A 24,101-nucleotide genomic window follows, 5' to 3' on the forward strand; every position below is an offset into this window, starting at 1 on the left:
ATGAAAGGAATGCATTTAAACAGGGGGAGTTTGGCGGCATTGCTGGTGTCTGCGCTGATGGTAGCGCCGGTAAAGGCGCAGGAAGCCGTTACGGTGAACCCGACTGAATCAGCGCCTGTATCGAGTGCGGCAGAACCCCCCCGGGTTTCAGAGCCCAGAGACTGGCTGGAAAGCATGGCAGAAGCCACCCGTAAGCTGACTTACCGTGGACATTTTGTTTATCAGCAGGGTTCCAGTCTGGAAACATTGTCTGTATTGCACACCAACCAGAATGGCAATGAGAAAGAGCTGATTCGCTATCTGGATGGCCTGCCCAGGGAAGTATTGCGCCATGGGCGTGAGATAACCTTTCTCAGTGCCGACCGCCCACCAGTCCGTTTTGAGCATGAGTCCCTGATGCCAATGGTAGGGCGTTTTACCGGCAATGATCTGGGTAAGTATTATCAGCTGCGTCCTGCCGCGCTGGACCGGATTGCTGGTCGTGAAGCCGTACAGTTGCTGGTAGTACCGACCGACCGTTTCCGTTATGGTTATCAAATCTGGCTTGACCGGCAGAGCAGCCTGATGCTCAAGTCAGTCATGGTTGACAGCGAAGGTCGTATTATTGAACGCATGCAGTTTACCAACCTTGAATTTACCGATCGTCTCTCAGACCAGGAAACAAAACTACTCAATCGTACGTCGAAAGGCTTGCCTGATGAAACGACGGTGACCATGAGTTCTCTGGAAAAGGACAGTAATGGACACTGGGGTTGGGAAGCGGGCTGGATTCCTGATGGCTTTGAAGTTCGTAACCGTACACGTCGCAAGTCGCCAGTCAGTGAACGGATGGTGGACACCGTGATTTACTCTGATGGCATTGCGAGTTTCTCGATCTTTGTCGAGCCGGATGAAACCAGGGTATTAAGCCAGTCATCTGAGCAGATTGGTTCGATGGCGGCGGTATCCAAAGTGTTCCGCAATAACGATACTTATTTTCATGTCACTGTTGTCGGTGAAGTACCGCTGGGTACTGCTGAGCGGGTGGCGGTATCGGTTCGCCCCGCCAGTGATAAACAGGCTGAGAAGCGATGATTGAAGAACAGGGTCGGGTGGTGACCGTAGAAGAGGGTGCAGTCTGGGTTGAAACCATTCGTAAGACAACCTGCTCCAGCTGTAGCGCCAGAAATGGCTGTGGGCAGCATCTGGCAGAAAAGTACAAAAGCAGTAAAACGCATTCTTACATCCGGGCTGCCAATGAAACCGGATCAACCATCAAAGAGCACGATGAAGTGGTTATTGGCATCCCTGAAGACTCTCTGATGAAAGCATCCATGGTCGTTTACCTGTTGCCACTGTTAAGTATGATGGCAGGCTTGTGGCTTGGCAGTTTTCTGGTTCTGGGCGACCTGGTTACCGTACTGCTGGCGCTGTCAGGTCTGGCAGCGGGTTTTGTGCCTGTGCGAATGCTTGGGCAGAAAGCCAGTGAACTTTGCCGGGTTCAGGTGCTGAAGGTGACACCGAGGCAGCTGGATGAGCCAGAGCTGGTACCAATGCGGCCCTGGGTTGCCTGACTACACAACCTCTGATGTCTGGTGCATCAGAGGTTGTGCTTTGAAAGCAGCTTCTTGACTATCTGCACTAAAACCTGCAATCAACCCGTTGTGATGAGCTTGTATTTTTTAAGCTCTGTACGATCCATCCAGTGAATCCCGTCAAATGGAGCTGCATCGAGGGTATACCAGTAGAAATCCGCTGGAATACCCATTTTACGATAGTAATCAAGGTACTTATCATGCTCAGGGTGGTTTTGTGGAAAATCTTTTGCGGTCCGATACTCTTCATCTTCTCCTGTACCCCAGGAGTGAACTCCAACACGGCCTCCAGGGCTAACCGTTCTTTCTACTCCCGCTAGAAAAAAATCAGTGCCTCCGGAAGCAATTACCCCATCGGAAGGTACAAGGGTATTGAATTTGTTATACCGAACATACCGCGCGGCTTCCAGGTTAGCTGCATCATCGACGGAACCTTCTACATCGACCATAACAATCCGGTTCACTTGAGGATGCTCTTTCATCAGTCGCTTAAGCCGTTCCAAAATGGTGTTATCAATAACACCCCGCATTTCCGCTGATCGTCCCTTAACTGTAAAAGTTACTGGCGGATAATCATCCTTCTGAGATAGAGAGTAACAAGCTGCCAGAACCAGGGTTAGCAACAAGGTAGCCGTCAATTGAAAACGCTTGTTTTTGCTCATTGCATTTACACTCCTGATCAACAGATCAGCCTGACAAACAAGATAATTTATTGATAGTACGGGAAGTGAGAGTAGAAAAACAATTATGCACCTTTAAACTTTTGTAGAAAAAGTTCTGCAATGACACTCCGGGAATTTTGGTAGCATTACTCAGGGGTGCTTAATGTCCGAAAGGCTCTTTAGGAAATGTTTACAGAAGTTTGGCAAGCAGGATACAGATTAACCGGACTTTAAACGCTATTTTATAACCTTGTGCAGAGCTGAAGGCTGTAAGTCGAAGCAGTAAGAATCGCTGGATAGCCGGGCTCAGAATCTACAGGAATATCACCTGAATCAGGAGAAGTCAGCTTCATGAAAGTTGGGAAAACCATTTTGATGAGAGGTGGCATGAAAGGGATTTCCCATCTCTTTAAAAAGCCACTGCAACTTGTCGGCACCTGTCTGTTAACCACACAGCTGGTGGCTGCTGCGCCTGTCCCTACGTCTGCCAATATGCAGCCACCGCCTGCCAACATGCAGATATTGCCGGATTTTGCCACGCTGTTTGAACAGGCATCGCCAGCGGTCGTCAATATCAGCACGTTATCGAGCCCGAAGAATAACCGTAGTCAGTTCTATGGTCCGGGCGCGGAAGATTTGCCTGAAATCTTCCGGCGCTATTTTGGCGTGCCGATACCGGATGAGCCATCCGGGCGCCCACAGCCCATGTCGCTGGGCTCGGGCTTTATCATCTCAGAAGATGGTTACATTCTTACCAATAACCATGTCGTTGATGGAGCTGACACTATTATTGTCCGGCTCAGTGATCGCAGTGAAAAAACAGCAGAGCTGATTGGTGCCGACAAACGTTCTGACCTGGCGCTGCTGAAAATCAAGGTCGACCGGACGTTGCCGGTGGTCAAAATGGGCAATTCCGATGAAGTTCGCCCTGGTGAATGGGTGGCTGCCATTGGTTCTCCCTTTAACTTTGAGTACTCCATTACCAAAGGTATCGTCAGTGCCAAGAATCGCAGTCTGCCCAGCGATTCCTATGTGCCGTTCATTCAGACTGATGTTCCAATCAATCCCGGTAACTCGGGTGGCCCATTGTTCAACATGAACGGCGAGGTGATTGGTATCAACTCGCAGATATTTACCCGCTCCGGTGGTTTTATGGGGCTGTCTTTTGCCATTCCGGCTGATCATGTGAGCTGGGCCGTGGCTCAGCTGAAAGATAAAGGTTATGTCACTCGTGGCTGGCTGGGTGTTGCGATTCAGGAAGTTGATCGTGATCTGGCAGAATCCTTTGGGCTGGACAAACCGATGGGCGCCCTGATCAGTCAGGTTGTTCCCGGAGGTCCGGCTGACAAGGCCAGGCTGCAGCCGGGTGATGTGATTGTCAAACTGAATGGCAGAGACATATTGCGTTCCGGCAGCCTGCCGATGGCGGTAGGGGTGATCTCGCCGGGCGATAAGGCAGAAGTCGAGTTGATTCGTAACGGCAAACGCAAAACGCTCAAGGTTGAAGTCGGTGAGCTGCCTGAAGAACACGCGAGTCGAACTGAGAAGAAAGCCAAAGTTGACACCAGTAACCGCCTGGGCATTCAGGTAGAAACCCTGGATGATGACTATCGCAATAAGCTGCGTCTTGAAGACGATACCAGAGGCGTTGTAGTGACCAGTCTGGCTTCCGGCATTGGTCGTAGTATCGGTCTGCGTCAGGGGGATGTGATTACTCATCTGAACAATCAGCCGGTAGAGACCTTGAAAGAGTTTGACGAGACTGTACGCGAATTGCCGAAAAATCGCTCAATTTCCATGCGGGTTGTGCGTCAGGGGCGTCCTGCCTATATTTCATTCCGTCTGACGGATTAAAGGTTTATCAGCCTGTTCGGGTCGCAGTTGTGGAGTGGCGGCCCGACATGCTGTAGAATCTACTTTAATTACAGCAGCTTCAACTATCCCACCCTGTCGGTTTTTTTCAGCCGATGATGAAATATGTGGCGGTGATGGTGAAGACCCTGCAAGCTGAACAACTGTCCCCGCCGGAGTGGTAACACGTCCGGCGGGGACATCTTTTTTGTAGTGATGCAATCGTGAGCGATCTTAGCCATATTCGGAATTTCAGTATTATTGCCCATATCGACCATGGCAAGTCGACATTGGCAGACCGTTTTATCCAAACCTGTGGCGGCCTTTCCGACCGTGAAATGCAGGAACAGGTACTGGACTCCATGGAGCTTGAGCGTGAGCGCGGGATCACCATCAAGGCGCAAAGCGTAACCCTGGATTACACCGCCAAAGACGGTAAAACCTATCAGCTCAACTTTATCGACACCCCGGGACACGTTGACTTCTCTTATGAAGTGTCCCGCTCCCTGTCTGCCTGTGAAGGGGCGCTGCTGGTAGTAGACGCCGCTCAGGGCGTAGAGGCCCAGTCGGTAGCTAACTGTTATACCGCCATTGAGCAGGGACTGGAAGTGATGCCGGTCCTGAACAAGATGGACCTGCCACAGGCTGAACCTGAGCGGGTTGCCCAGGAAATCGAAGAGATTATCGGTATCGACGCCCTTGAGGCGGTTCGCTGCTCTGCCAAGAGCGGTCTGGGCATTGAGGACGTTCTGGAAGAACTGGTAAAAACGATTCCAGCTCCGGAAGGCAATCTCGACGATGAGCTGCAGGCATTGATTATCGACTCCTGGTTCGATAACTACCTTGGTATTGTTTCCCTGGTACGGGTGAAGCATGGTGTGCTGCGCAAGGGCGACAAGATTCTGGTGAAATCCACCGGTCAGGCTTTTGGTGTCGACAACGTTGGTATCTTTACCCCGAAAATGGAGGCTACCGGTGAGCTGAAAGCTGGTGAAGTCGGCTATGTTATTGCGGGTATCAAGGACATCCACGGTGCGCCGGTCGGTGATACCCTGACCCACGCTAAAACTCCGGATGTAGAGGCACTGCCAGGCTTTCAGAAAGTGAAGCCGCAGGTATACGCCGGTCTGTTCCCGGTCAGCTCTGATGACTTCGAGAATTTCCGTGAAGCCCTGGAAAAACTGAGCCTGAACGACGCTTCCCTGTTCTATGAACCGGAAAGCTCTGATGCGCTTGGTTTTGGCTTCCGTTGTGGTTTCCTGGGCATGCTGCACATGGAGATCATCCAGGAACGTCTGGAGCGTGAATACAATCTGGATCTGATCACCACGGCACCCACCGTAATCTACGAAGTAGAAATGAAAAACGGCGATGTGGTCGAGGTCGATAACCCGTCCCGCCTGCCCGACCCTGCTTCTATTGAAGAAATCCGCGAACCTATTGTTCAGGCCAGTATTCTGGTACCTCAGGACTATCTGGGCAACGTGATCAGCCTGTGCGTCGAACGTCGTGGTGTGCAGAAAGATATGCAGTTTACTGGCGGTCAGGTGTCTATCACCTATGATTTGCCGATGAACGAAGTAGTACTGGACTTCTTTGACCGTATCAAATCGGTCAGCCGTGGCTTTGCGTCGCTGGATTACAGCTTCGACCGCTTTGAGGCGGCCAGAATGGTGAAACTGGATATCCTGATTAACGGCGAGAAAGTCGACGCTCTGGCGCTGATTGCTCACAAGGATCACGCGATTCCCCGAGGCCGCTCACTGACTGAGAAAATGAAAGAGATCATTCCCCGTCAGATGTTCGATGTGGCGATTCAGGCTGCTGTGGGTGGTCAGATTGTTGCCCGTACCACGGTTAAGGCATTGCGTAAGAACGTAACGGCTAAGTGTTATGGCGGTGACGCCTCCCGTAAGCGCAAGCTGCTTGAGAAGCAGAAAGCGGGTAAAAAACGTATGAAACAGGTGGGTCGCGTAGAAATACCACAGGAAGCTTTCCTGGCGGTCCTGAAAGTGGATAAGTAAGGGGGCTTTTGCTCCCCTTATGTGAACGGTACAAAAATCAGATCAGGTGACTGAGAACAAATAACCATGGATATTAATTTTCCGTTATTACTGGTCATTGCAGTGGCTGTTACCGGGGTCATTGCACTGGCTGACAAGCTGGTGTTTATGCCTCGTCGTCGCGCGGCTGTTGCCAGTTACAAGGCAGGTTTAACCGGTGACCCTGACCCTAAGGTCGTTGACTCCCTGGAACAGCCGCCTTCTCTTATTGAGACGTCGGTTTCTATTTTTCCGGTACTGGCGCTGGTGCTGGTTTTGCGCTCGTTTCTGTTCGAGCCTTTCCAGATTCCATCGGGCTCGATGATTCCAACACTGGAAGTGGGGGATTTTATCCTGGTCAACAAGTTTGACTATGGTCTGCGCCTGCCGGTGACCGGTACCAAAATCTGGTCTAACAACGAGCCACAGCGTGGTGAAGTGATGGTGTTCAAGGAACCTCAGAACCCGAACATCAACTTTATCAAACGTGTGATCGGTGTACCGGGCGACGAAGTTCGCTATGTGAACAAAGAGCTGTTTATTAATGGTCAGAAGGTAAAAGAGCAGTTGGTGGCGAACCTTAACGATGGTCACCCACACAGCCTTTACAACGAAACCATTGGTGACAGCAGCCACCAGATCCGCAAGGATAAAAATCTGCGTAGCCTGATGGCTGAAGGTATCTGGCAGGTGCCTGAAGGCATGTACTTTGTTATGGGTGATAACCGTGACCGCAGTAACGACAGTCGCTACTGGGGATTTGTACCGGAGCAGAACATTGTCGGTAAGGCCGTTTACATCTGGATGCACTGGCCAAGCTGGACAAAGTTGCCTAATTTCAAGAACAATGGAAGTATTCACTAATTATTGAATAGCAGTCCTTACTATCTGAAGCCTTGCTGTATGAAGTGTTGCTACGCGGGCAACCACCTGTACAGCCTGCACCGGGTTTTCCCGTGTGCAGGCTGGTGTTTTATTCTTAATCAGGAAGTCTAAGCAATTGCGAAGCCGCCGGGGGTAAGCCCACAGCGGTTTTTTAACAAGGAGAGGGCAATGACTGGAATGAGAAATAGACAAAAAGGTTTGGGCATATTCAGCATGCTGACGACTATAATGGTCGGTGGTCTGGTGATCATGGCAGCCGTAAAGCTGGGTCCCCTGTATATGGGCGACTTTGCTGTTTCCCGGGTACTGACATCTCTGGATGAAAAGCCCGGCATCGCCAAGGCAGACGCTTCAGAAGTGAAGGGCTGGCTTGACAAAGGTCTGCAGACCAACCTGATTGAACTGCACCCGGAAGAAATTCAGATAGTGCAGGGCAGGTACGACGGGGTCAGTATCGCGATTGACTATGAACGTCGTATTAAATTTATCAGGAATGTAGACCTGATCGTATCTTTTGAACATGACTGGAAAGTAAAACCTCAGTGAAGTCTGATGAACTTGCCCGGCTGGAACGCAGGCTGGGCTATACATTTTCTGACCGCAGTCGTCTGGAGCTGGCTCTCACGCACCGCAGCTGCGGCAGCCGCAATAATGAGAGACTGGAGTTTCTGGGTGACTCCATCGTTAACTTTGTTATTGCTGAAGCGTTGTACGAGCTGTTCCCAGATGCCCGTGAAGGCCAGTTGAGCCGGCTTCGTGCCCGTATGGTGCGTGGTGTGACACTGGCAGAAATTGGTCGGGAATTTGAGCTTGGAGACTGTCTGCGACTGGGCTCCGGTGAGTTGAAAAGCGGCGGCTACCGTCGTGAATCCATACTGGCAGATGCGGTGGAGGCCATTATTGGCGCAATCTATCTGGATGCCGGTATGGAGACCTGCCATGAGCGCATTCGCAGCTGGTTTAAAGACCGTCTTGCCGGACTCTCTATCACGGACCAGCAAAACAAAGACCCGAAAACCCGTTTGCAGGAATTTCTGCAGGCACGACAGAAAGCTCTGCCCAAGTACCGTGTGACGGGTATCGAAGGCGATGCCCATAATCAGGAGTTTACCGTTCTCTGTGAACTGGAAGCCATGAGCATCAGCAGTCAGGGGAAAGGATCAAGTCGACGCGGTGCAGAGCAACAGGCCGCCCGCAAGGCACTGGAATTATTGGGAGCCAAAAGCTCATGAACACTGAAGTAAACGAGCTGAACCTGTCTGTGCAGAGTGATGAGAATACCCGTTGTGGTTATGTTGCGATTGTCGGTCGCCCGAATGTGGGTAAGTCGACGTTGCTGAACCATATTCTGGGACAGAAGTTGTCTATCACATCCCGACGTCCACAGACTACCCGCCATCAGGTGCTGGGCATCAAGACCGAAGAGAGTGTGCAAACAATTTATGTTGACACACCCGGGATGCATAAAGAGCAGAAAAAAGCGATTAACCGCTACATGAACCGTGCGGCTACCAGCGCCCTGACCGGTGTTGACGTCATTGTGTTTGTTGTGGATCGTTTGAAGTGGACCCATGAAGACCAGCTGGTTCTGGATAAACTCAAACATGCACCCTGCCCGGTTATTCTGGCGATTAACAAGGTTGACCGCATTGAAGACAAGGCTGAGATGATGCCGCATCTGCAGGAACTGGCTGAAAAGTATGACTTTAAAGCCATTATGCCGATCTCAGCGCAGCAAGGTCATAACCTGAAAGAGCTGGAAACCATGATCGAAGGCATGATGCCTGACAGCATGCATTTCTACCCGGAAGATCAGGTGACTGATCGCAGCTCCCGATTCCTGGCGGCAGAGCTGGTGCGTGAAAAGATCATGCGTCAGCTGGGTGATGAGCTGCCCTATGAAATGACAGTAGAAATTGAAGAGTTCAAGCATGAAATGCGCCCCAAAGGCCCGCTGCTGACCATCAGCGCCCTGATTCTGGTGGAGCGTCCGGGACAGAAGGCCATCGTGATTGGTGATAAGGGCGCCCGCCTGAAAACCATCGGTCAGGAGGCTCGCAAGGACATGGAACGTATGTTCGATGCCAAGGTAATGCTGAACCTGTGGGTGAAGGTGAAAGGTGGCTGGTCTGATGATGACCGTGCCCTGAAGAGCCTTGGCTACGACTATTCCAAATAAGCCTGTGAATGATCTGAGCGCAGCTTGGCTGCTGCATAGCAGACCCTATAAAGAGCGCTCAGTCATTGCTGAATTCCTTGTGGAAGACTATGGTCGTCTGGCAATGGTAGTACGAGGGGTTCGGCAGGCGAAATCACGAACAGCCCCTCTGCTGCAACCCTTTACCCGGGTCTGGTTAAGCTGGCGCGGGCGCAGCGAACTGAAAACTCTGACCAGCGTCGAACTGTCCCGGTCTATCCGGCTTTCCGGGCAATCTCTCTATTGCGGCTTTTATGTGAACGAGCTGATCATGCGTGCGGTTCTCCCCGGGCAGCCGATGGACGGTTTGCCTGAGCTGTATGAAAAGGTGATCGAAACGCTACAGGGTAAAGAAGAGGTTGAACCGGTTTTACGCTGGTTTGAGCTGGAGCTGTTGGAGCTGACTGGTTATTTACCTGACCTTGAACATGATATAACAACAGGGCAGGCGGTCCAGTCCGATGCTGATTATCGCCTGCTGTCTGAACAGGGACTGGTTCGGCTGAACGATGACATGCCGGTCAAGGCTGACTGTTTTGCCGGCGCTGCTTTGCAGGCTATGGCGGCGAGAGATTTTACCCGGGATCGATGGTTGCCTTCATTCAAGCGCTTTACCCGACTGGCCCTGCTGCCACTGATTGGTGAAAAACCCCTGCAAAGCAGAGAGCTTTTCACCAGAATGGACAGACGTGATACAGTTTTGTCCGAGTGAAATAACCAGACTTAACCTCATCAGGTTTGATCCACCAGGTTTGGCTCTCTAGGTTTAGCTCTCTAGTTTAACAAGGAGTATCTGCATGATTCCCCATCAGCGTATTTTGCTGGGTGTGAATATTGACCACATTGCCACCATTCGTCAGGCTCGTGGTATCAATTATCCCGATCCGGTTCAGGCTGCGATTGAAGCAGAACAGGCAGGAGCTGACGGCATAACCCTGCACCTGCGGGAAGATCGCCGACATATTCTGGATCGGGATGTTCGACTGATTCGTCAGGTACTGCAGACCCGTATGAATCTGGAAATGGCGGTAACAGAAGAGATGTTGTCGATTGCTGAAGAAGTTCAGCCTCAGTGTGTCTGTCTGGTGCCAGAAAAGCGGCAGGAGCTGACCACTGAAGGAGGACTGGATGTTATAGGTAATCAGGCCGCTATTGCTGCAGCCTGTCAGCGTATGGCGGCGCAGGAGTCTGAAGTATCATTATTTATTGATCCGGATGTTGACCAGATTCAGGCTTCTGTTGATGCGGGTGCTCCAGTCATTGAGTTGCATACCGGTGCTTATGCCGAAGCAACCAGTCATGAGTGTATCCGTGCGGAGCTGAAGCGTCTGGAACATGCGACGGAATACGCTCTGAGCAAAGGTTTGATTGTTAATGCAGGCCACGGCCTGAATTATCAGAATGTTGAACCTGTGGCTGCAATTGCCGGTATCAATGAGCTGAATATTGGACATGCCATTATCGGACGTGCGTTGTTTGTCGGTCTGAAAGAGGCGGTTCGGGAAATGAAAACACTGATGCTGAGGGCATCCCTGCACCGATGATTGCTGGAATTGGAACGGACATTATACGCATAGAGCGTATTCAGAAAGCTCTGGATAAACCTTCCGGTGAAGCCTTTGCCCGTCGTATATTGACCAGTGCTGAAATGGCTGTATTTTCTCGGCAGGCACACCCGGCAGCTTATCTGGCAAAGCGTTTTTCCGCCAAGGAAGCGGCATCGAAGGCGTTGGGTACAGGTATTGGCAAAGTGTCGTTTCAGCATATGGAAGTCAGCAATGATGAACTGGGCGCACCGCAACTCACGTTCACTGGTTATGCCGGGGAGTTGCAGCAACAGAGAGGCATTCACTCAATCCACCTGAGCCTGTCAGATGAGGTGGATGCAGCTGTGGCATTTGTTGTGTTGGAATCCTGAGCATCCCAAGGCTGAATATTCTGTTCTTTACACTTTTTTGTTTATTTGATGGACTGCAAGGTATGGATTGGAATAAATCTTTACCTTGCAGTTTGTTTTCTGAAACAGAGTCACGGCTAAACACAGGAACAAAAGCGAAGGTTTTTCTATATCCTATAGGGCCAACTATGGCGCAATAGGAATATAACCTACTTTGTTTTGATTGCGCCAGATAGCTCCTAAGGTCAAAACAGTTGTTACGGCAAAAAAAATCATACCAACAGAAGTCCATTTGGTTAATTTCTTTTGCTGTTCATATTCACTCTTCCAGTCGATTTCTGCTTTGTCTGGCGATGGCGTTTGAGTCGGTGCTTTTCTTGGAAGGTAGTTTGAAAGTTTTTCGACGTTGCACTTATCAAGTTCTACAGGGCAAAACTCCTGAAGTTGGAACGTTTCTTTTATAATCCCGCCATTGCCTTCCTGAGTAAAATAAGTTCCGATTGGTGAATCTCTCTCGGTGATTGCAAATCCTCCCTGGAAGCTGTCGGTATTTTTTGTAACTAGGGCTTGCTCTAATGGTACTTCGTGTTCATTGAAATCCTGATCAAAATACTTCAGGCGGTTACAGGGGCTGTTTGTGAACCTGACTCTTTCTTTTTGTTTGATATCAATATAAATCATAGAACTGGTTAATGGTTGATTGTATGCACTGGCAGTAGTGTTTGCTGTGGTGTTTAATCCAAAAGAGGGAGTGAATGGTTCTATATGGGATGATGTCTCATTTAGAGGTTCGTTTAAGGCAAACGTTGAGAACGCTATCTGGGCATTATAGTTAAAGCCCGCTATGTCACAGTAGAAACCAATCGCATGAGCATTGGCTGAGGGTATTTTAATGGTGGAATTGATAAGGCGGAAATTAATAGTCATAGGGTTCCCGACCAAGGGACACCTGAAATAAATGGCATTTTTGTGGTAGCTTATGTCGATTTCCACACCATCAAGGACGGCTTGTCCGGCGTTTGCTACTTCAATCAGCCGATCATATACCGGCTTACTTTCTTCGATAACAGCAGGTGTTGGGTCAGCTACGTGGGGGTTAACATCAGTGAGTTTAATGTCCTTAATAAACAACTGGTTATTAAGGAGTACAAAACTCATGACAGTATCATGTTTGTCCTCAGCATGTTTGGTTTCCAGGACAATGACAGGTTTGTCACCCTTATTATTCTTAACTCCGACAAGCCCTATTGCTACCCCTACAGGTTGAACTGTATCTTCTAAAACGTAATAAGGATCGGTGAAGAAAATTACAAGTCGTTGATAAAAGAAATTCCTGAGTATTTTGTTTATATCCTGTGCCAGATGATCAGACTTATTTATGACGAAAACCGTATAGCCAGAATGCCCGGGCTCACTGAAAAAGTCGATGCATGCCGTTTTAAGGGCGTGATAATGTTGCTCCGATTCATCAGCCAACCCCAGACACTGTTTGGGAACTTTTATAGCATAAGAATGCATTGAAACCGATAATAAAAAAAATATCAAAAACCGAGAGGTTATCGTTGAAAAAAGCATATTGAATTACCTTCATAAGGTTAGCCGAACGAGCAGCCAAGTAACAGTTGTCGCATCCATCTTGTTTGAATAGAAGGGTGATAACATCCTTCAAAGTTAAAACAAACTTTTAACTGGATGTATTTATTCAGAACTTCCAGCATAGCAGGGGTTTTGTTTTTTACATTCTTAATTAAAAAAATAAATCTGTCATAAGATGTTGTTTTTTTGAACTGTTTAAACTGTTTAAACGTCTATGACGCATTAATAAAAAAAGCATTCGACAGAGTCCCTTTAATAATTCATGGTAATTCACAGCCATGAATTATAAGGGCTAACTGTCGACTGTCTGTAAAGGTAAACGGGACTCCATACTTTTATTTTCTGAATATGAATTTTTGTGATACCAGTGCTGTAAGCGCTGAATGGCAGAAAACGGGTGTTTGAGTTGTCCTTGAATATCTGAAGTATCTATTTGGTCATTCTTTTTTAGCAGACTTTCCAGCTGATAACAGCTCTCCTCCAGTTCTGGCACACCACAGTAACGGCATGAACCGTGCAACCGGTGAACCCGTTCCAGCAAACCTTTGTGATAGTCGTGACGGGCGTGTCGCTGCAGTGTTTCGAGATCGTTGTCCAGTCCTTTAACCAGCATGTCGAGCATTTCATCGGCCAGAGCCTCATTTCCACCTGCGGTGGCCTGACTGCGTTTTTCTACGTGCGCCGAGTATGGCGCGTAGCGCCAACTGGCGTTGTTCCAGTACACATGGTGGTGGCTGGATGACTTGGTGGTGAAAGTCCACTATCGACCCGGCACCAACAGTAGGCGCTTTAGGCGAGGGGAACGATTAGCCAAACGGCAAGGGTGTCCATCGTGAGGTGGAATCTGAAGAAAGCTGAAGGCAAAACACTGACCTGACGAACAGAAATCGCATAGGAGGCGGTCGCAGTGGGTGAGAAGGCGTATATCTTCAAAGCCCAATACTTGCACGGAAACTGCGGACGTAGATGCGGCGGGTATAAGTGGGAAGGTCGCGCGCATTACCTCGGGAGGTCTGTCACCTTGCCACAGGCTACCAGTGTCGTGAGGCATTGGGATGGGGCGGCAGAAATCAGCAGAAGTCATAATAGGTTTGTTACCGCAAACTGAAGGGCGGAACAGGTTAAATGGATTGGGAGCCGGACTCTCGATGACGACAGGAGTAGCAGTAAAGTCTGTTGAGACACAGGCACTCTGTGCAAAGGGGTACGGACAGTAACGACATGCTGATGGCGCGGGTTGCACGACAAGTTAAAGATAAGCGAATACTGAAACTGATTCGCTTTTATCTTGAGGCAGGAATGATGACCGGCGGTTTGACGGTGGCAAGGAAAACCGGGACTCCGCAGGGAGGACCACTATCCCCACTGCTTTCAAATATCCTGCTGACCGATTTGGACAACGAGCTGGAGAGGCGTGGACACAAGTTCAGCCGCTATAGGGATGACTGTAACATCTACGTCAGAAGCAAAGAGGCAGGACAGCGGGTGCTGGACTCAATAACGGTATACCTTGAAAGCGAACTCAAGCTGAAAGTGAACCGTGAAAAGAGCGACGTTGGACGACCCTGGGAAAGAGTGTTTTTGGGCTACACCTTATGTAGTCGAAAACGAAATGTCCGTTTGAGAGTCTCGGGTAAAGCAGTTAACCGCTTCAAGGGTGATCTGAAAAGGTTATTCCGGAAGGGGCGAGGGCGATCTATCCGCGTAACGATCAAAGAGCTGTAAGCGGTAATTCCACCACACCTTGATTCAAACTGGCTTCTGATTCCAGGGCAGCAACTGCTCGATATCGGCAATTGACTCTGCCCTTGGCAAGTCGTTGAAGACGGTCTTCAGATAATGGCAGGGTTCCAACCCGCAGGCTTTCGCTGTTTCTACCAGGCTATAAAGATTGGCGCTGGCTTTAGCTCCGTCAGTACTGTTGCTGAACAGCCACGCCTTGCGACCCACCACGAACGGACGAATCGCATTTTCGGCCAGATTATTGTCCATACGCAGGTAACCCTCGTCGCAATAACGGATGAGCTTTTCCCACTGGTTATTCAGGTAATAAAGGGCCTTGCCCAACAAGGTTTTTGGCGGCACCTGGGGCAACGATTTATCCAGCCATTGTCGTAATTTCTGCAGAACCGGCAGACTTTGTTCCTGCCGTACCCTTTTTCGTTCATCCGGAGGGCTCTCTTTTATCCCATGTTCTATTTGATAGAGCTTACGGATATAAGACAGCCCCATATGGCTTTTGCCGGTTTTGTTTTTATCTTTCTGCCCCTTGATGGCTTCATCGAACTTTCGACGAGCGTGAGCCCAACAGCCTTGACTGATTACCCCGCTTTTGCGACCTATGGCAGCATAGCCTTCGTAACCATCGGTTTGCAGATAGCCCCGGAAGCCATCCAGCAGCTTCATGGGTACTGAACCGCTGCGGCTGGGCGCGTAATCGAACAGAATGATCTTTTGATTTTTCACCGGTTCAGCCACCTGAACCCACATGTACGAATGACTTCGGGCAGCCTTGCCTTCCTCGTTGAGCACCTGGGTGACCGTTTCGTCACAGTGAATCAGTGGCGCTTCCAGCAGCTTGTCCCGCATCAGGTTGATTAACGGTTGCACCAGATCACCACAGCGCACCATCCACAGTGAGGTGGTGGCACGGGCAATATCAACACCCAGACGAGCCAGGATAAATTTCTCCTGACGGTATAAAGGCAATCCGTCAACGTATTTACTGGTGGCAATGAAGGCTAACAGCCCCGGAGTAGCTATGCTGCCCGGTATCGGTTGGGCGGGCAGTTTGGCTGTTTTAATGCCTTCTTCACAGCATCTGCAGCCGTACTTGAACCGCACATTCTGGATAACCCGGATTTTGGCCGGAATGATATCCAGCTGTTCGGTCACTTCTTCGCCTATACGATGAAGTTGATTACCGCAGCCGCTGCAGTTTTTTTCATCGTCACGGATGTCGTGCTCTTCCCGGACTCTTGGCAGATCTTTGGGTAGCGGTTTTCGACCTTTCTTCTGGCGAGTATGTTCTGCAACCGTGACGCTTTCTTCGGGGTCTGGCTCAGGCTGTTCCGGTTGATCTTGCTCGGCTTCGTTGAACAGTTCCTGCTGATCCGGTGATGTCTTTTCGCTGGAGGCACCAAACTGTTTATGCAGAAGAAGGCGAAGGCGTTCTTCCAGCAATGCATTTTTCGCAAGGATGGACTGAACCCAGGCAATCAGCTCGGGGTTATTATCGGGTAAAGGGACAGGGCAGGCTTCCATGCCGATTCAGAATAGACGGTGGCGCAGTCATTGCCACCTTGTTAGAGTAAAGTCGTATATTCCAGTGTTGGGTGAGGTGCTTTGGGGCGAATGTCATAACCATCCAGAAGCTGGTTGAGCAGGCCTCCATCGATCGCTTCGGGTGCTTCATTCCCCGGCCATTTAAAGCGGAATTTCTCCAGTCGCTTATACCAGAGCACAAAGCCATTACGCTCCCAGCACAACAGCTTGATCTTGTCCCGCTTGCGATTACAGAAGACGTAGACCGTCTGATTAAATGGTGATTGTCCGGCTTGTTGTTCGACTAAAGCCGCCAGCCCGTCGATGGATTTGCGCATATCAACGTGCTCAGCGTAGAGATAGACAGCCACCTCATCTTCCGGGCGGATCACGAGGCAGCCTGCAATGCTTTGATCAGGGCTGCTGCCTGTTCAGGAGCCGCTTCGATTCGTATGGAATCCATATAGAGGATCACCAGGGAAGGCGCAGAAGGTTCTGGCTGAACAACGCCCAGAGGGATCAATTTATTATCCGGTCTGGTGAGCAGTTTGTGCTTCCAGTAAAAAAACAGGTGCTGCTTGATGTCGTGCTTTTTACACCAGCCTGAGGCCGAGAGTCCGGACTGCTGCCAGTCGTTCATCCGCTCTTGCCAGAGTGCCTGGTTTTGTTTGCGCTCTTCAGGTTTCATGAGTTTCTCCGTTTTAAAACCTGAAGTATTAAGGGGCGTGGCTTTCTTTGGAATGTGGGGTTAATTTACCGCTTACAAAGAGCTTGCCCCAAAACTAAGGGGTTGGATGAACTACTTTCGGCACATAGGCGTCAAAGGCATTTTGCAAGAGTTAGACGGCTGGATAAGACGTCACCTGCGCAAGATACTCTGGCGGCAATGGAAGCGCACTTACACGCGGGTCAAAAGACTGATGCGACTGGGAATCCGAGAGGAAAGGGCATGGAAAAGTGCCACAAATGGTTGGGGTGCATGGTGGAATGCCGGAGCTCCGCACATGAATCAGGCGCTGCCCAAGAAATTGTTTGATCGAATAGGTTTGATATCGCTGGTTGAATATAATCAGCGGCTCAAGTGTTTAACATGAACCGCCGTGATACGGAACCGTTTGTCCGGTGGTGTGAGAGGATGGTGAGAGCAATCTCACCTCCTACTCGATTCACGTTAGGCTGGGGTTAATCAGTAACTAGTGGTTCATGAGAATTGGGATTTGCCAAATTTCTGTAGCGGTAGACAAGGTACCCTAAAATCATATTTCCCACAAAAGAAACTACTGTAGTCCCAATGGTTGCCCCAGTATAAGTTTTTTGCTGTTCGTATTTGCTCTTCCAGTCGGTTTCATCTGTGTTAGCTGGACTAAGCGCTGGTCCACCCAGCCGACTTTGAATTAGCGCTTTGCTGGGAAGGAAGTTTGAAAGTTTTTTGGCGTTGTGCTGGTCAAGCAGTATAGGGCATTGCTCCTGTAGATAGAATGTATCATCCAAGATCCTTGTATGATTTTCATGGGTAAAGTAGGTGCCATAGTTTGAATTTCTTTCTGTAATTGCGAACAGACCTTCGAAACTCTTAACATCTGTTACAAACAAAGTTTGTTCAAATGGCACTTGGTGTTCAATGAAAAACTTATCAGTATATGTCAGGCGGTTACAGGGACTGTTCGTGAATTTGACGCTTCCTTCAACATTAATATAAATCATAGTGTCGTTGAATGGCAGGCTGAAAGGGTTGCTTGTAGTACTCATAGTGTGGTTTGCCCAGCCAGTAGGAACGGGTGTCATTATCTTGGATGGGCGCTCTTTTGGAACCGTGTGGAAACCAAAGCCTGAGAACGCAAGCTGGACATTATAGTTATAACCTTTTCTCTTGCAGTGGAAGTCAATAGCATGAGAGCTTTCTGCCGGTATTTTAATGGAGGAATTCGTAAGGCTGAAATCAGTAAGCAGCCCACTGTCACCGCACCCCAGATTAATGCCATCTTTATGGTAATGGGATTCAATTTCGGTGTGATCAATGATCACACGACGAGCTGATGTGATGTTAATCAACCCAGTATCTACCGTTGGCTTGGTGCTATCTGGAGGAGAGACATTCATATGGGTGTTGACGTCGCTCAGTGTGACGTTTTTAAACATCAGCTGTTTGCCGGGTGAGTTAAACCTTATAAAAGCACCGGGTTTTTGGTCAGGTGTTATGGTGTCTGCAGTGGGAGAGGGTGGCTTGCTCAAAACAATATGAGACTTGTTGCTCTGGCTGTTCTTGACTCCGACAAATGCAATGTCAAGGTCTTCAATATTGATAACTCCCTCTGACATATAAGCTGCTTCGGCGAGAAAAATCACAATACGCTTGCTTTTACTCTTTTTGAGTATTTCTTTCACGTCATAGTTTAAATCACCAGATTCATGTACTGCGTGAGGTTCATAGTCTGAATAGCCACTCTGAAGGAGAAAATCGATGCAGGCACTTCTGAGATAAAGTTGTTCTGTATAGTCGTCTAACGCATTACATATTTTGTTCGAATCGGTATCTGCGTAAGATTTTATAGCCAGTAAGAATAACAAAAACACAAGAAGTGGGGTGGTCAATGTTCGAAATGACATATTGAATACCATTCATAAGGTTAATCAAGCGAGCAACCAGATGACAGTTGGCGTATCCTCATTCCCTGAATTGAACAAAATATCCAAGTCTAAAAGCCAGGCTTGTAACTGGTTGCCAATGATCAGCACATCCAGCATAGCAGGGGTTTTTGTTTTTATATTCTTATTTAAAAAAACAAATCTTTCATAAGATATTGTTTGTTAGGCTATTTAAACGTCTGATGACGCATTGAATAAAAGAGCATTAGACAGAATGCTTATGGTAACTCACAGCCATGAATTACAAGGGCTAACTATCGACTGCCTGTAAAGGTAAACTGGAATATATATTGTTATTTTCTAAATCTGAATTTTTGTGATACCAGTGCTGTAAGCGCTGAATGGCAGAAAACAGGCGTTTGAGTTGTCCTTGAATATCTGAAGTATCTATTTGCTCATTCTTTTTTAGCAGACTTTCCAGCTGATAACAGCTCTCCTCCAGTTCTGGCACACCACAGTAACGGCATGAACCATGCAGCCGGTGAACCCGCTCAAGCAAACCTTTGTGATAGTCGTGACGGGCGTGTCGCTGTAGTGTTTCGAGATCGTTGTCCAGTCCTTTAACCAGCATGTCGAGCATTTCATCGGCCAGTGCCTCATTTCCACCTGCCAGCTGAATGCTTCGTTCCCGGTCTACCGGATCGTTTCTGCTGGCTGAGCCGTTGGCCTGACTGCCTGCAGGCCGGCTTTCTCCGGAGATGGGATTATTCTGAACCGGCTGACTGGTCCAGTGGCTGACCATATTAGCTAATTGTCGTGCATTAACCGGCTTGGTCATATAGTCATTCAGACCACTTTGCAGAATCAGCTTCTTTTCATCGGGCAGGGCATGAGCAGTGACCGCAATAATAGGCAGAGAACTGCCGGTATGCTCCATCGCCCGTATCTGCCGTGTTGTTTCAATACCGTCCATACCGGGCATCTGTACATCCATCAAAACCAGGTCAAACAGGGCAGACTGGCACAGTTCAATGGCCTCAAAGCCACTGTTGGCGGTTTTGACGGATTGACCCATATTGGTCAGCATGGTTTTCAGTAGCTTTACATTAACCGGATTATCGTCCACCACAAGAATTGACTGCTTCGTCTGTGGAGTGTTCTGCCTGTTCAGGTTGTGCCTGAACTCTTTGCCTGAATCAATATTCGCCAGGGCATCCAACAGTCGCTGCTGACCAACCGGTTTGGATAACGTGCTGACTTTGTCAGGCAATACGTTCGGGTGTTCGTCGGTTGAACTGGTGGTGGTCAGTACCATGACCGGTGTATTTTGAGACAGTTCGGCGGCTTCTGTCAGAACGGTTGTCAGTGACCGGTCTTCCTGACTGAGGATGATCAGGTCAAACCGGTTCGACTTCAGGTGTCTGGCAACATCCTGCCTGTGTCCCAGAGGGACAACAACGCAGTTCAGGCGCTCAAGCTGATGGGTGAGTCTGGACAGCTCCAGGGGTTCATACAGCAGGACCGAACGTTTTGACGCGGAGGGAGTAGGTTTCACTGTTTTATTGTCGGTGGCATGGCTGCGGATGGTAAACCAGAAACTGGAGCCTCTGCCCAGATCGGAATCCAGCCCGATTTCTCCGTGCATCTGTTCCACCAGACTTTTACTGATTGCAAGACCCAATCCGGTTCCACCGGCTTTTCTGCTGCGGCTGGAGTCTGCCTGGGAAAACGCCTTGAACAGTTTTGAATGCTGCCCTGGAGTCATACCTGTACCGGTATCTGTCACTGTGAACTTCAGGGTCATAACACCATTGTCGTCCTTATGCTCCAGCATCACCCGAACCGCAACACTGCCATGATTGGTAAACTTAATGGCATTGCTGACCAGATTGATCAGGATTTGCGACAGTCGCTGTCGGTCGCCCATGATGTCAGCGGGGGTATCGTTATAAATAAAACTGACCAGCTCCAGTGATTTATGACAGGCGGCAGGAGCCATAATGGATAGTACGTCGTCAATAACGGAATGCAGGTTTAAACGACTGTTGTCGAGTTCCAGTTTGCCAGCTTCCAGACGTGAGAAGTCCAGAATGTCGTTCAGCATCGACATCAGTCCCTGTGCCGACTTCTCTATGGTGGTCAGATATTCCCGCTGCTGGGGTTTCAGCTCACCTTCCAGCATCAGGCTGGTATAACCAATAATGCCGTTCAGTGGTGTTCTGATTTCGTGGCTCATATTAGCCAGAAATTCACTTTTGCTGCGACTGGCCTCCAGGGCTTCTTTCCGGGCAAGGTCCAGCTCTACGTTCTGGATTTCAATGGTCTCCAGCGTTTCCTGTAACTCTTCAGTTGTCTGTTCCACGCTTTTACGCATGGCGTCGCTGGCCTGTTCAACGCTGTCCAGCATAGTATTGATGGTGGACTCCAGTTCATACAGCAGGCTGGTGGGGGTGGTGTCCAGTCGTTGATGAATGTTGCCACTGCTGATAGCTGCCAGGCGGTTCATCATCTGTTCCAGAGGATGCAGTATGGAGTGTCCCAATTTGAGGCAGAACAGGGTGCCTGCTCCTAACCCAAGCAATACCAGCAGGGCGCTGAAAACCAGAGACCGGTATTTTTTCAGGCTGGTCGGTGCGTAGGAATATTCGACCCGAAGCCAGCCGATAATACGGGAGTTATTGCTTTCGAGACGATACAGAGGTGATGTTATCAGTAACGATTCATCACCAGACACCAGTGTTTGCACCGTGGGGAATTTTTGCAGGTCTTCAGCAACACTTAGCTTAGGTCCAGCATGAATGATTTCACGTCCATGTTCGTCCAGCAGACTGATGGCTCTGACATCCCGGTCTTCCAGTGCCAGAGAGGATAGCTCCTGTACCTGCTGCAAGTCGCTTTCGGTCAGGGCAAAATCAATAAACGTCGATAAACGTGCGCTGTTGCTCTGCGCTTTTTCCAGCAGCTGGTGTTCCAGTTCAGAAAAACGTGTCCAGAGGTATAGGCTACCCATAATCAGGGAGATGATTATGCCCGGAAGCAGCGCCATCAGAAGAATTCTCTGTTTGACTGCCAGTGTCGTGTTGTTTTTTGGATGGGTAGTCATACAGTGGCGATAGCCTGCTTATTAAGTATTATTCTTCTGGCGAATAATAAAGTTAATACTGGCGCTTGAAAAGCTGTTGGGGCTATTTTGGCATGGTCGGGTATTGCTGGCAGTGCATCATTACCAGCCCGGGAAGATACTCGTAAGTGAGTGACAATCATTCAGAGCTGCACTTGATCATGGATAACCCGGAGAGGCTTGGCAAAGTCAGGGTTGAAAATCTGATTATTGATTGCAGGACTGGAGTGGCAGCGACGAAAGGGAGAGGTGGGGTGGCAGAAATGTTTAGTGTGCCAATGGGACTCCGTCTCAGAGGCATTTTCCCATCAGTCCCTTCAGAGCAATGACAGACAGTAGTCGCCCCGGTCGCAGATGATGTCAATGTTATCTAACCGGACAGTTCGTGTATTTTGGCCAGCGCATCGTTTTTTTGACCAAGTTCACGGGTTAACTCAGCAACCCTGTTGTTGAGGTTTGTAATTTTTTGCTTCTGTTGCTCTGTTTTGGCATTCAAATCTTTCAACTGCTGTTTCACTTTGCTGGCATCCAATGCCATGACATCAAACTTTTTATGCCATTCTTTTTCTTTAGCTTCTGATTGTGTTTGAAGCTGGCTTATCTGTTTTTCCTGGTTACTCAGCGCCTCTTTTTTTTCTGTGATATTCCGGGCAGCCATTTTCAGGAGTTTATCCTGAGGGATTTCCGGACCGACAGCTAAAGTATCACGAAGATGTTGTATAGAGTCTTTAAAAGGATTGGGCTTTTGTTTTTTGGTTTTCCTGCCGGTGTTCATGGGCTCCGCCTTTCTTTTAATGATTTCCGGACAGGCTTGCTTCCGTGGTAAATATTTCCACTTGAAAATATTTTGATATCGCGATCCCAGGGCAAACAGATTGACATTTGATGTTTTACCAGGGTTATCTTCGTCTGGTACAGAGACGATGTGCTTCAGGTAATGTTGTCGAAGGGTTTGACCAGTCTCTTTGTCAATTTCGGTATCCAGCTGAGTGTCATTGAGCTTTTGCACTTTTTTCACTTCTTGCACTTCTTGCACTTTGCGCAGTTCAACTTCTGGCTTATTATCCGCAGGCGATTCGGGTACTCCCAAACTGTCAGGAAGTAACGCTTTGTTCTGATTACTTTTTAGTAACTGAACATCCATCTTGTCAGCTGGAATATAAAACCTGTCGTCTTTAATCAGTGATGCAGGGTCTGATTTTTCTCCACGCTTTTTCTTAATCTTGGGAACCAGTGCATTGGCATCCTTTGCTGTTTTAATTATCCACTCGTCCAGACCTGGCGTTTCGTGAAAGGCTATTATTGATTCAAGGGCAAACTGGGAGCAGCCACTGGAGTCTTTTTGTAACGGAAAACCGGGCTTCAGTAAATAAAGATTGTAGCTGCTATAAATATCAGCAATAGCATTCATAACATCATCACTAATGTTGAGAGCGACCAGGTTGTCAGGATCCAGCGTTTCATGCATGTAGATAAAAATGTTATTGCTGTCATCACGAATTAACCTCAGATGGATAATATGTTCGCAACTGCTCGACTGCACAAGAAGGTTAGCTGTAACTACCTTTGTATCGTTATCCAGCGTTTTTTCATTTTTGCTGGTTAGTAACTTCTTAAATGGGTCGTCTGTCGTTTTGTTTTTTTTGTAGAAACCGGGTTTTGGCAGACCTGTTGCATCTGCTGCCAGATCCTCAATCATGGGTGTAGTAAGAAACGGCTCACCTTTGTATGTCTGCCTGATGCTTTTACCTGCAAGTTTAAGTCTTTTCTTCTCAAGTTTCTCTTCTTTGGTTGGAATCTCAATAAGGATAGGATTGACAGGACAGTTTCTGCTTTCCGAGTCATAACTCGACAGCGTTTCCCACTTGAGTGAATTCCCTTTTTTTATGACTTGGGTAATCGTGCCATGGTTGGGTTTAAGAGGCAGAGACAGTGAGCCGGAACTTTGCTTGTCAGTCAGTACAAAGGTTTTTGTATTACTTTTGTTGTAAATTGCAAATGGCGTGTTTACAGGTATTTTGTCAATGTCAGGCAGGATGACATTTTTGTCTCCACAACGTATAGACTCTGACACACCTTTTTTTGGGCAGCTAATGGCAATACTGCTGTCAGACTCATCGTATACAGCAAGTTTCATCAGCTCCCTTAGCTCCAGAGCAGGGTCATCAGGGTCATCTGGCTTATTAAGCTCAGGTCCATCGGGCTCAAAATCGCTCCAGACGGCTTGTCGGTTGACGATCAGATGATGCCAGACAGGCTCCAGAAGCCGGTCTCTCAGGCTGGCTTCCAGAACATAGCCAGACTCTGGTAGCTTGGTCAAATGAGAGATAAGCGTTTTCTTCGAAACCATCCTGTACAGGCACCTGGGGTTTCTTATCACTTCATCCCAGGTGATTTTAGTGCTGTTGATTGCACGAGTTATGGCG

The 24,101-nt window shown here is 48.7% G+C and carries 21 protein-coding genes and 1 pseudogene; 13 read left to right on the top strand and 9 right to left on the bottom strand.

Going from position 1 to position 24,101, the window contains the following annotated elements:
• Both V5J35_RS20560 and V5J35_RS20565 read left to right on the top strand, forming a co-directional pair.
• Positions 1 to 1,074: a MucB/RseB C-terminal domain-containing protein gene (locus tag V5J35_RS20560; protein WP_354008928.1), complete on the top strand. Its 1,074-nt coding sequence runs from the start codon at positions 1 to 3 to the stop codon at positions 1,072 to 1,074.
• Positions 1,071 to 1,553 (top strand): SoxR reducing system RseC family protein, encoded by a 483-nt coding sequence (locus V5J35_RS20565; protein WP_354008929.1) that lies wholly within the window; start codon positions 1,071 to 1,073, stop codon positions 1,551 to 1,553. Before V5J35_RS20560 ends, V5J35_RS20565 begins: the two co-directional genes overlap by 4 nt.
• A gap of 80 nt (positions 1,554 to 1,633) precedes the next feature.
• On the opposite strand, the gene V5J35_RS20570 is transcribed toward V5J35_RS20565, so the two are convergent.
• Positions 1,634 to 2,236, bottom strand: a complete 603-nt coding sequence (locus tag V5J35_RS20570; protein ID WP_354008930.1) for a COG3904 family protein — start codon at positions 2,234 to 2,236, stop codon at positions 1,634 to 1,636.
• Positions 2,237 to 2,587: 351 nt separating this feature from the next.
• Between V5J35_RS20570 and V5J35_RS20575 the strand changes: the two genes are divergently transcribed.
• The 9 genes from V5J35_RS20575 to acpS all read left to right on the top strand — a co-directional run bounded on the left by V5J35_RS20575 (position 2,588) and on the right by acpS (position 11,129).
• On the top strand, positions 2,588 to 4,090 hold the full coding sequence (locus tag V5J35_RS20575; RefSeq protein ID WP_354008931.1) for a DegQ family serine endoprotease: 1,503 nt from the start codon (positions 2,588 to 2,590) through the stop codon (positions 4,088 to 4,090).
• Between the two features lie 221 nt (positions 4,091 to 4,311).
• The gene (gene lepA, locus V5J35_RS20580; RefSeq protein ID WP_354008932.1) at positions 4,312 to 6,111 is read left to right on the top strand and encodes a translation elongation factor 4; all 1,800 of its coding nucleotides are present in this window, start codon (positions 4,312 to 4,314) and stop codon (positions 6,109 to 6,111) included.
• Between the two features lie 66 nt (positions 6,112 to 6,177).
• A complete protein-coding gene (lepB, locus tag V5J35_RS20585) occupies positions 6,178 to 6,993 on the top strand; it encodes a signal peptidase I (protein WP_354008933.1) in 816 nt (271 codons plus the stop codon).
• Positions 6,994 to 7,182: 189 nt separating this feature from the next.
• Positions 7,183 to 7,560, top strand: coding sequence for a DUF4845 domain-containing protein (locus V5J35_RS20590; protein ID WP_354008934.1), 378 nt, complete (start codon positions 7,183 to 7,185; stop codon positions 7,558 to 7,560).
• Entirely contained in the window at positions 7,557 to 8,246 is a 690-nt protein-coding gene (gene rnc / locus V5J35_RS20595; protein WP_354008935.1) for a ribonuclease III, read from the top strand. Before V5J35_RS20590 ends, rnc begins: the two co-directional genes overlap by 4 nt.
• Positions 8,243 to 9,193 carry a GTPase Era gene (gene era, locus V5J35_RS20600; protein WP_354008936.1) on the top strand — a complete coding sequence of 317 codons (951 nt, stop codon included), beginning with the start codon at positions 8,243 to 8,245 and terminating at the stop codon, positions 9,191 to 9,193. The genes rnc and era overlap by 4 nt, the downstream gene beginning before the upstream one ends.
• On the top strand, positions 9,171 to 9,923 hold the full coding sequence (recO, locus tag V5J35_RS20605; protein WP_354008937.1) for a DNA repair protein RecO: 753 nt from the start codon (positions 9,171 to 9,173) through the stop codon (positions 9,921 to 9,923). Before era ends, recO begins: the two co-directional genes overlap by 23 nt.
• Positions 9,924 to 10,008: 85 nt before the next feature.
• Positions 10,009 to 10,755, top strand: coding sequence for a pyridoxine 5'-phosphate synthase (gene pdxJ / locus V5J35_RS20610; RefSeq protein ID WP_354008938.1), 747 nt, complete (start codon positions 10,009 to 10,011; stop codon positions 10,753 to 10,755).
• Positions 10,752 to 11,129: a holo-ACP synthase gene (acpS, locus tag V5J35_RS20615; protein WP_354008939.1), complete on the top strand. Its 378-nt coding sequence runs from the start codon at positions 10,752 to 10,754 to the stop codon at positions 11,127 to 11,129. Before pdxJ ends, acpS begins: the two co-directional genes overlap by 4 nt.
• A 165-nt stretch (positions 11,130 to 11,294) precedes the next feature.
• Here acpS and V5J35_RS20620 read toward each other — a convergent pair whose 3' ends face one another.
• Positions 11,295 to 12,683: a hypothetical protein gene (locus tag V5J35_RS20620; protein WP_354008940.1), complete on the bottom strand. Its 1,389-nt coding sequence runs from the start codon at positions 12,681 to 12,683 to the stop codon at positions 11,295 to 11,297.
• Positions 12,684 to 12,996: 313 nt separating this feature from the next.
• Positions 12,997 to 13,428 carry an Hpt domain-containing protein gene (locus V5J35_RS20625; protein ID WP_354008941.1) on the bottom strand — a complete coding sequence of 144 codons (432 nt, stop codon included), beginning with the start codon at positions 13,426 to 13,428 and terminating at the stop codon, positions 12,997 to 12,999.
• Between the two features lie 470 nt (positions 13,429 to 13,898).
• Here V5J35_RS20625 and V5J35_RS20630 point away from each other — a divergent pair, with 470 nt between their 5' ends.
• Complete coding sequence (locus tag V5J35_RS20630) at positions 13,899 to 14,429, top strand: reverse transcriptase domain-containing protein (protein WP_354008942.1); 531 nt, start codon at positions 13,899 to 13,901, stop codon at positions 14,427 to 14,429.
• A gap of 24 nt (positions 14,430 to 14,453) precedes the next feature.
• Here the strand turns inward: V5J35_RS20630 and tnpC are convergent, their stop codons facing one another.
• The 3 genes from tnpC to tnpA are packed head-to-tail and all read right to left on the bottom strand — an operon-like array spanning position 14,454 to position 16,656.
• The gene (gene tnpC, locus V5J35_RS20635) at positions 14,454 to 15,968 is read right to left on the bottom strand and encodes an IS66 family transposase (protein ID WP_354008744.1); all 1,515 of its coding nucleotides are present in this window, start codon (positions 15,966 to 15,968) and stop codon (positions 14,454 to 14,456) included.
• A gap of 41 nt (positions 15,969 to 16,009) precedes the next feature.
• Complete coding sequence (gene tnpB, locus V5J35_RS20640; RefSeq protein ID WP_354008743.1) at positions 16,010 to 16,360, bottom strand: IS66 family insertion sequence element accessory protein TnpB; 351 nt, start codon at positions 16,358 to 16,360, stop codon at positions 16,010 to 16,012.
• Positions 16,357 to 16,656: an IS66 family insertion sequence element accessory protein TnpA gene (tnpA, locus tag V5J35_RS20645; protein ID WP_354007878.1), complete on the bottom strand. Its 300-nt coding sequence runs from the start codon at positions 16,654 to 16,656 to the stop codon at positions 16,357 to 16,359. Before tnpA ends, tnpB begins: the two co-directional genes overlap by 4 nt.
• A gap of 88 nt (positions 16,657 to 16,744) precedes the next feature.
• On the opposite strand from tnpA, the pseudogene V5J35_RS20650 reads away from it, so the two are divergent.
• A pseudogene (locus V5J35_RS20650) lies at positions 16,745 to 17,062 on the top strand (group II intron maturase-specific domain-containing protein); the annotation flags it as partial.
• An 88-nt stretch (positions 17,063 to 17,150) separates the two neighbouring features.
• Here V5J35_RS20650 and V5J35_RS20655 read toward each other — a convergent pair.
• The 3 genes from V5J35_RS20655 to V5J35_RS20665 all read right to left on the bottom strand — a co-directional run bounded on the left by V5J35_RS20655 (position 17,151) and on the right by V5J35_RS20665 (position 24,025).
• Entirely contained in the window at positions 17,151 to 18,575 is a 1,425-nt protein-coding gene (locus V5J35_RS20655) for a hypothetical protein (RefSeq protein ID WP_354008943.1), read from the bottom strand.
• 289 nt (positions 18,576 to 18,864) lie between these two features.
• Positions 18,865 to 21,657: a response regulator gene (locus V5J35_RS20660; RefSeq protein ID WP_354016487.1), complete on the bottom strand. Its 2,793-nt coding sequence runs from the start codon at positions 21,655 to 21,657 to the stop codon at positions 18,865 to 18,867.
• A 388-nt stretch (positions 21,658 to 22,045) separates the two neighbouring features.
• Positions 22,046 to 24,025, bottom strand: coding sequence for a hypothetical protein (locus tag V5J35_RS20665; protein ID WP_354008945.1), 1,980 nt, complete (start codon positions 24,023 to 24,025; stop codon positions 22,046 to 22,048).
• Positions 24,026 to 24,101 lie beyond the last annotated feature (76 nt).

It is taken from the genome of Endozoicomonas sp. NE40 (assembly GCF_040549045.1).
Classification (GTDB): domain Bacteria; phylum Pseudomonadota; class Gammaproteobacteria; order Pseudomonadales; family Endozoicomonadaceae; genus Endozoicomonas_A; species Endozoicomonas_A lisbonensis.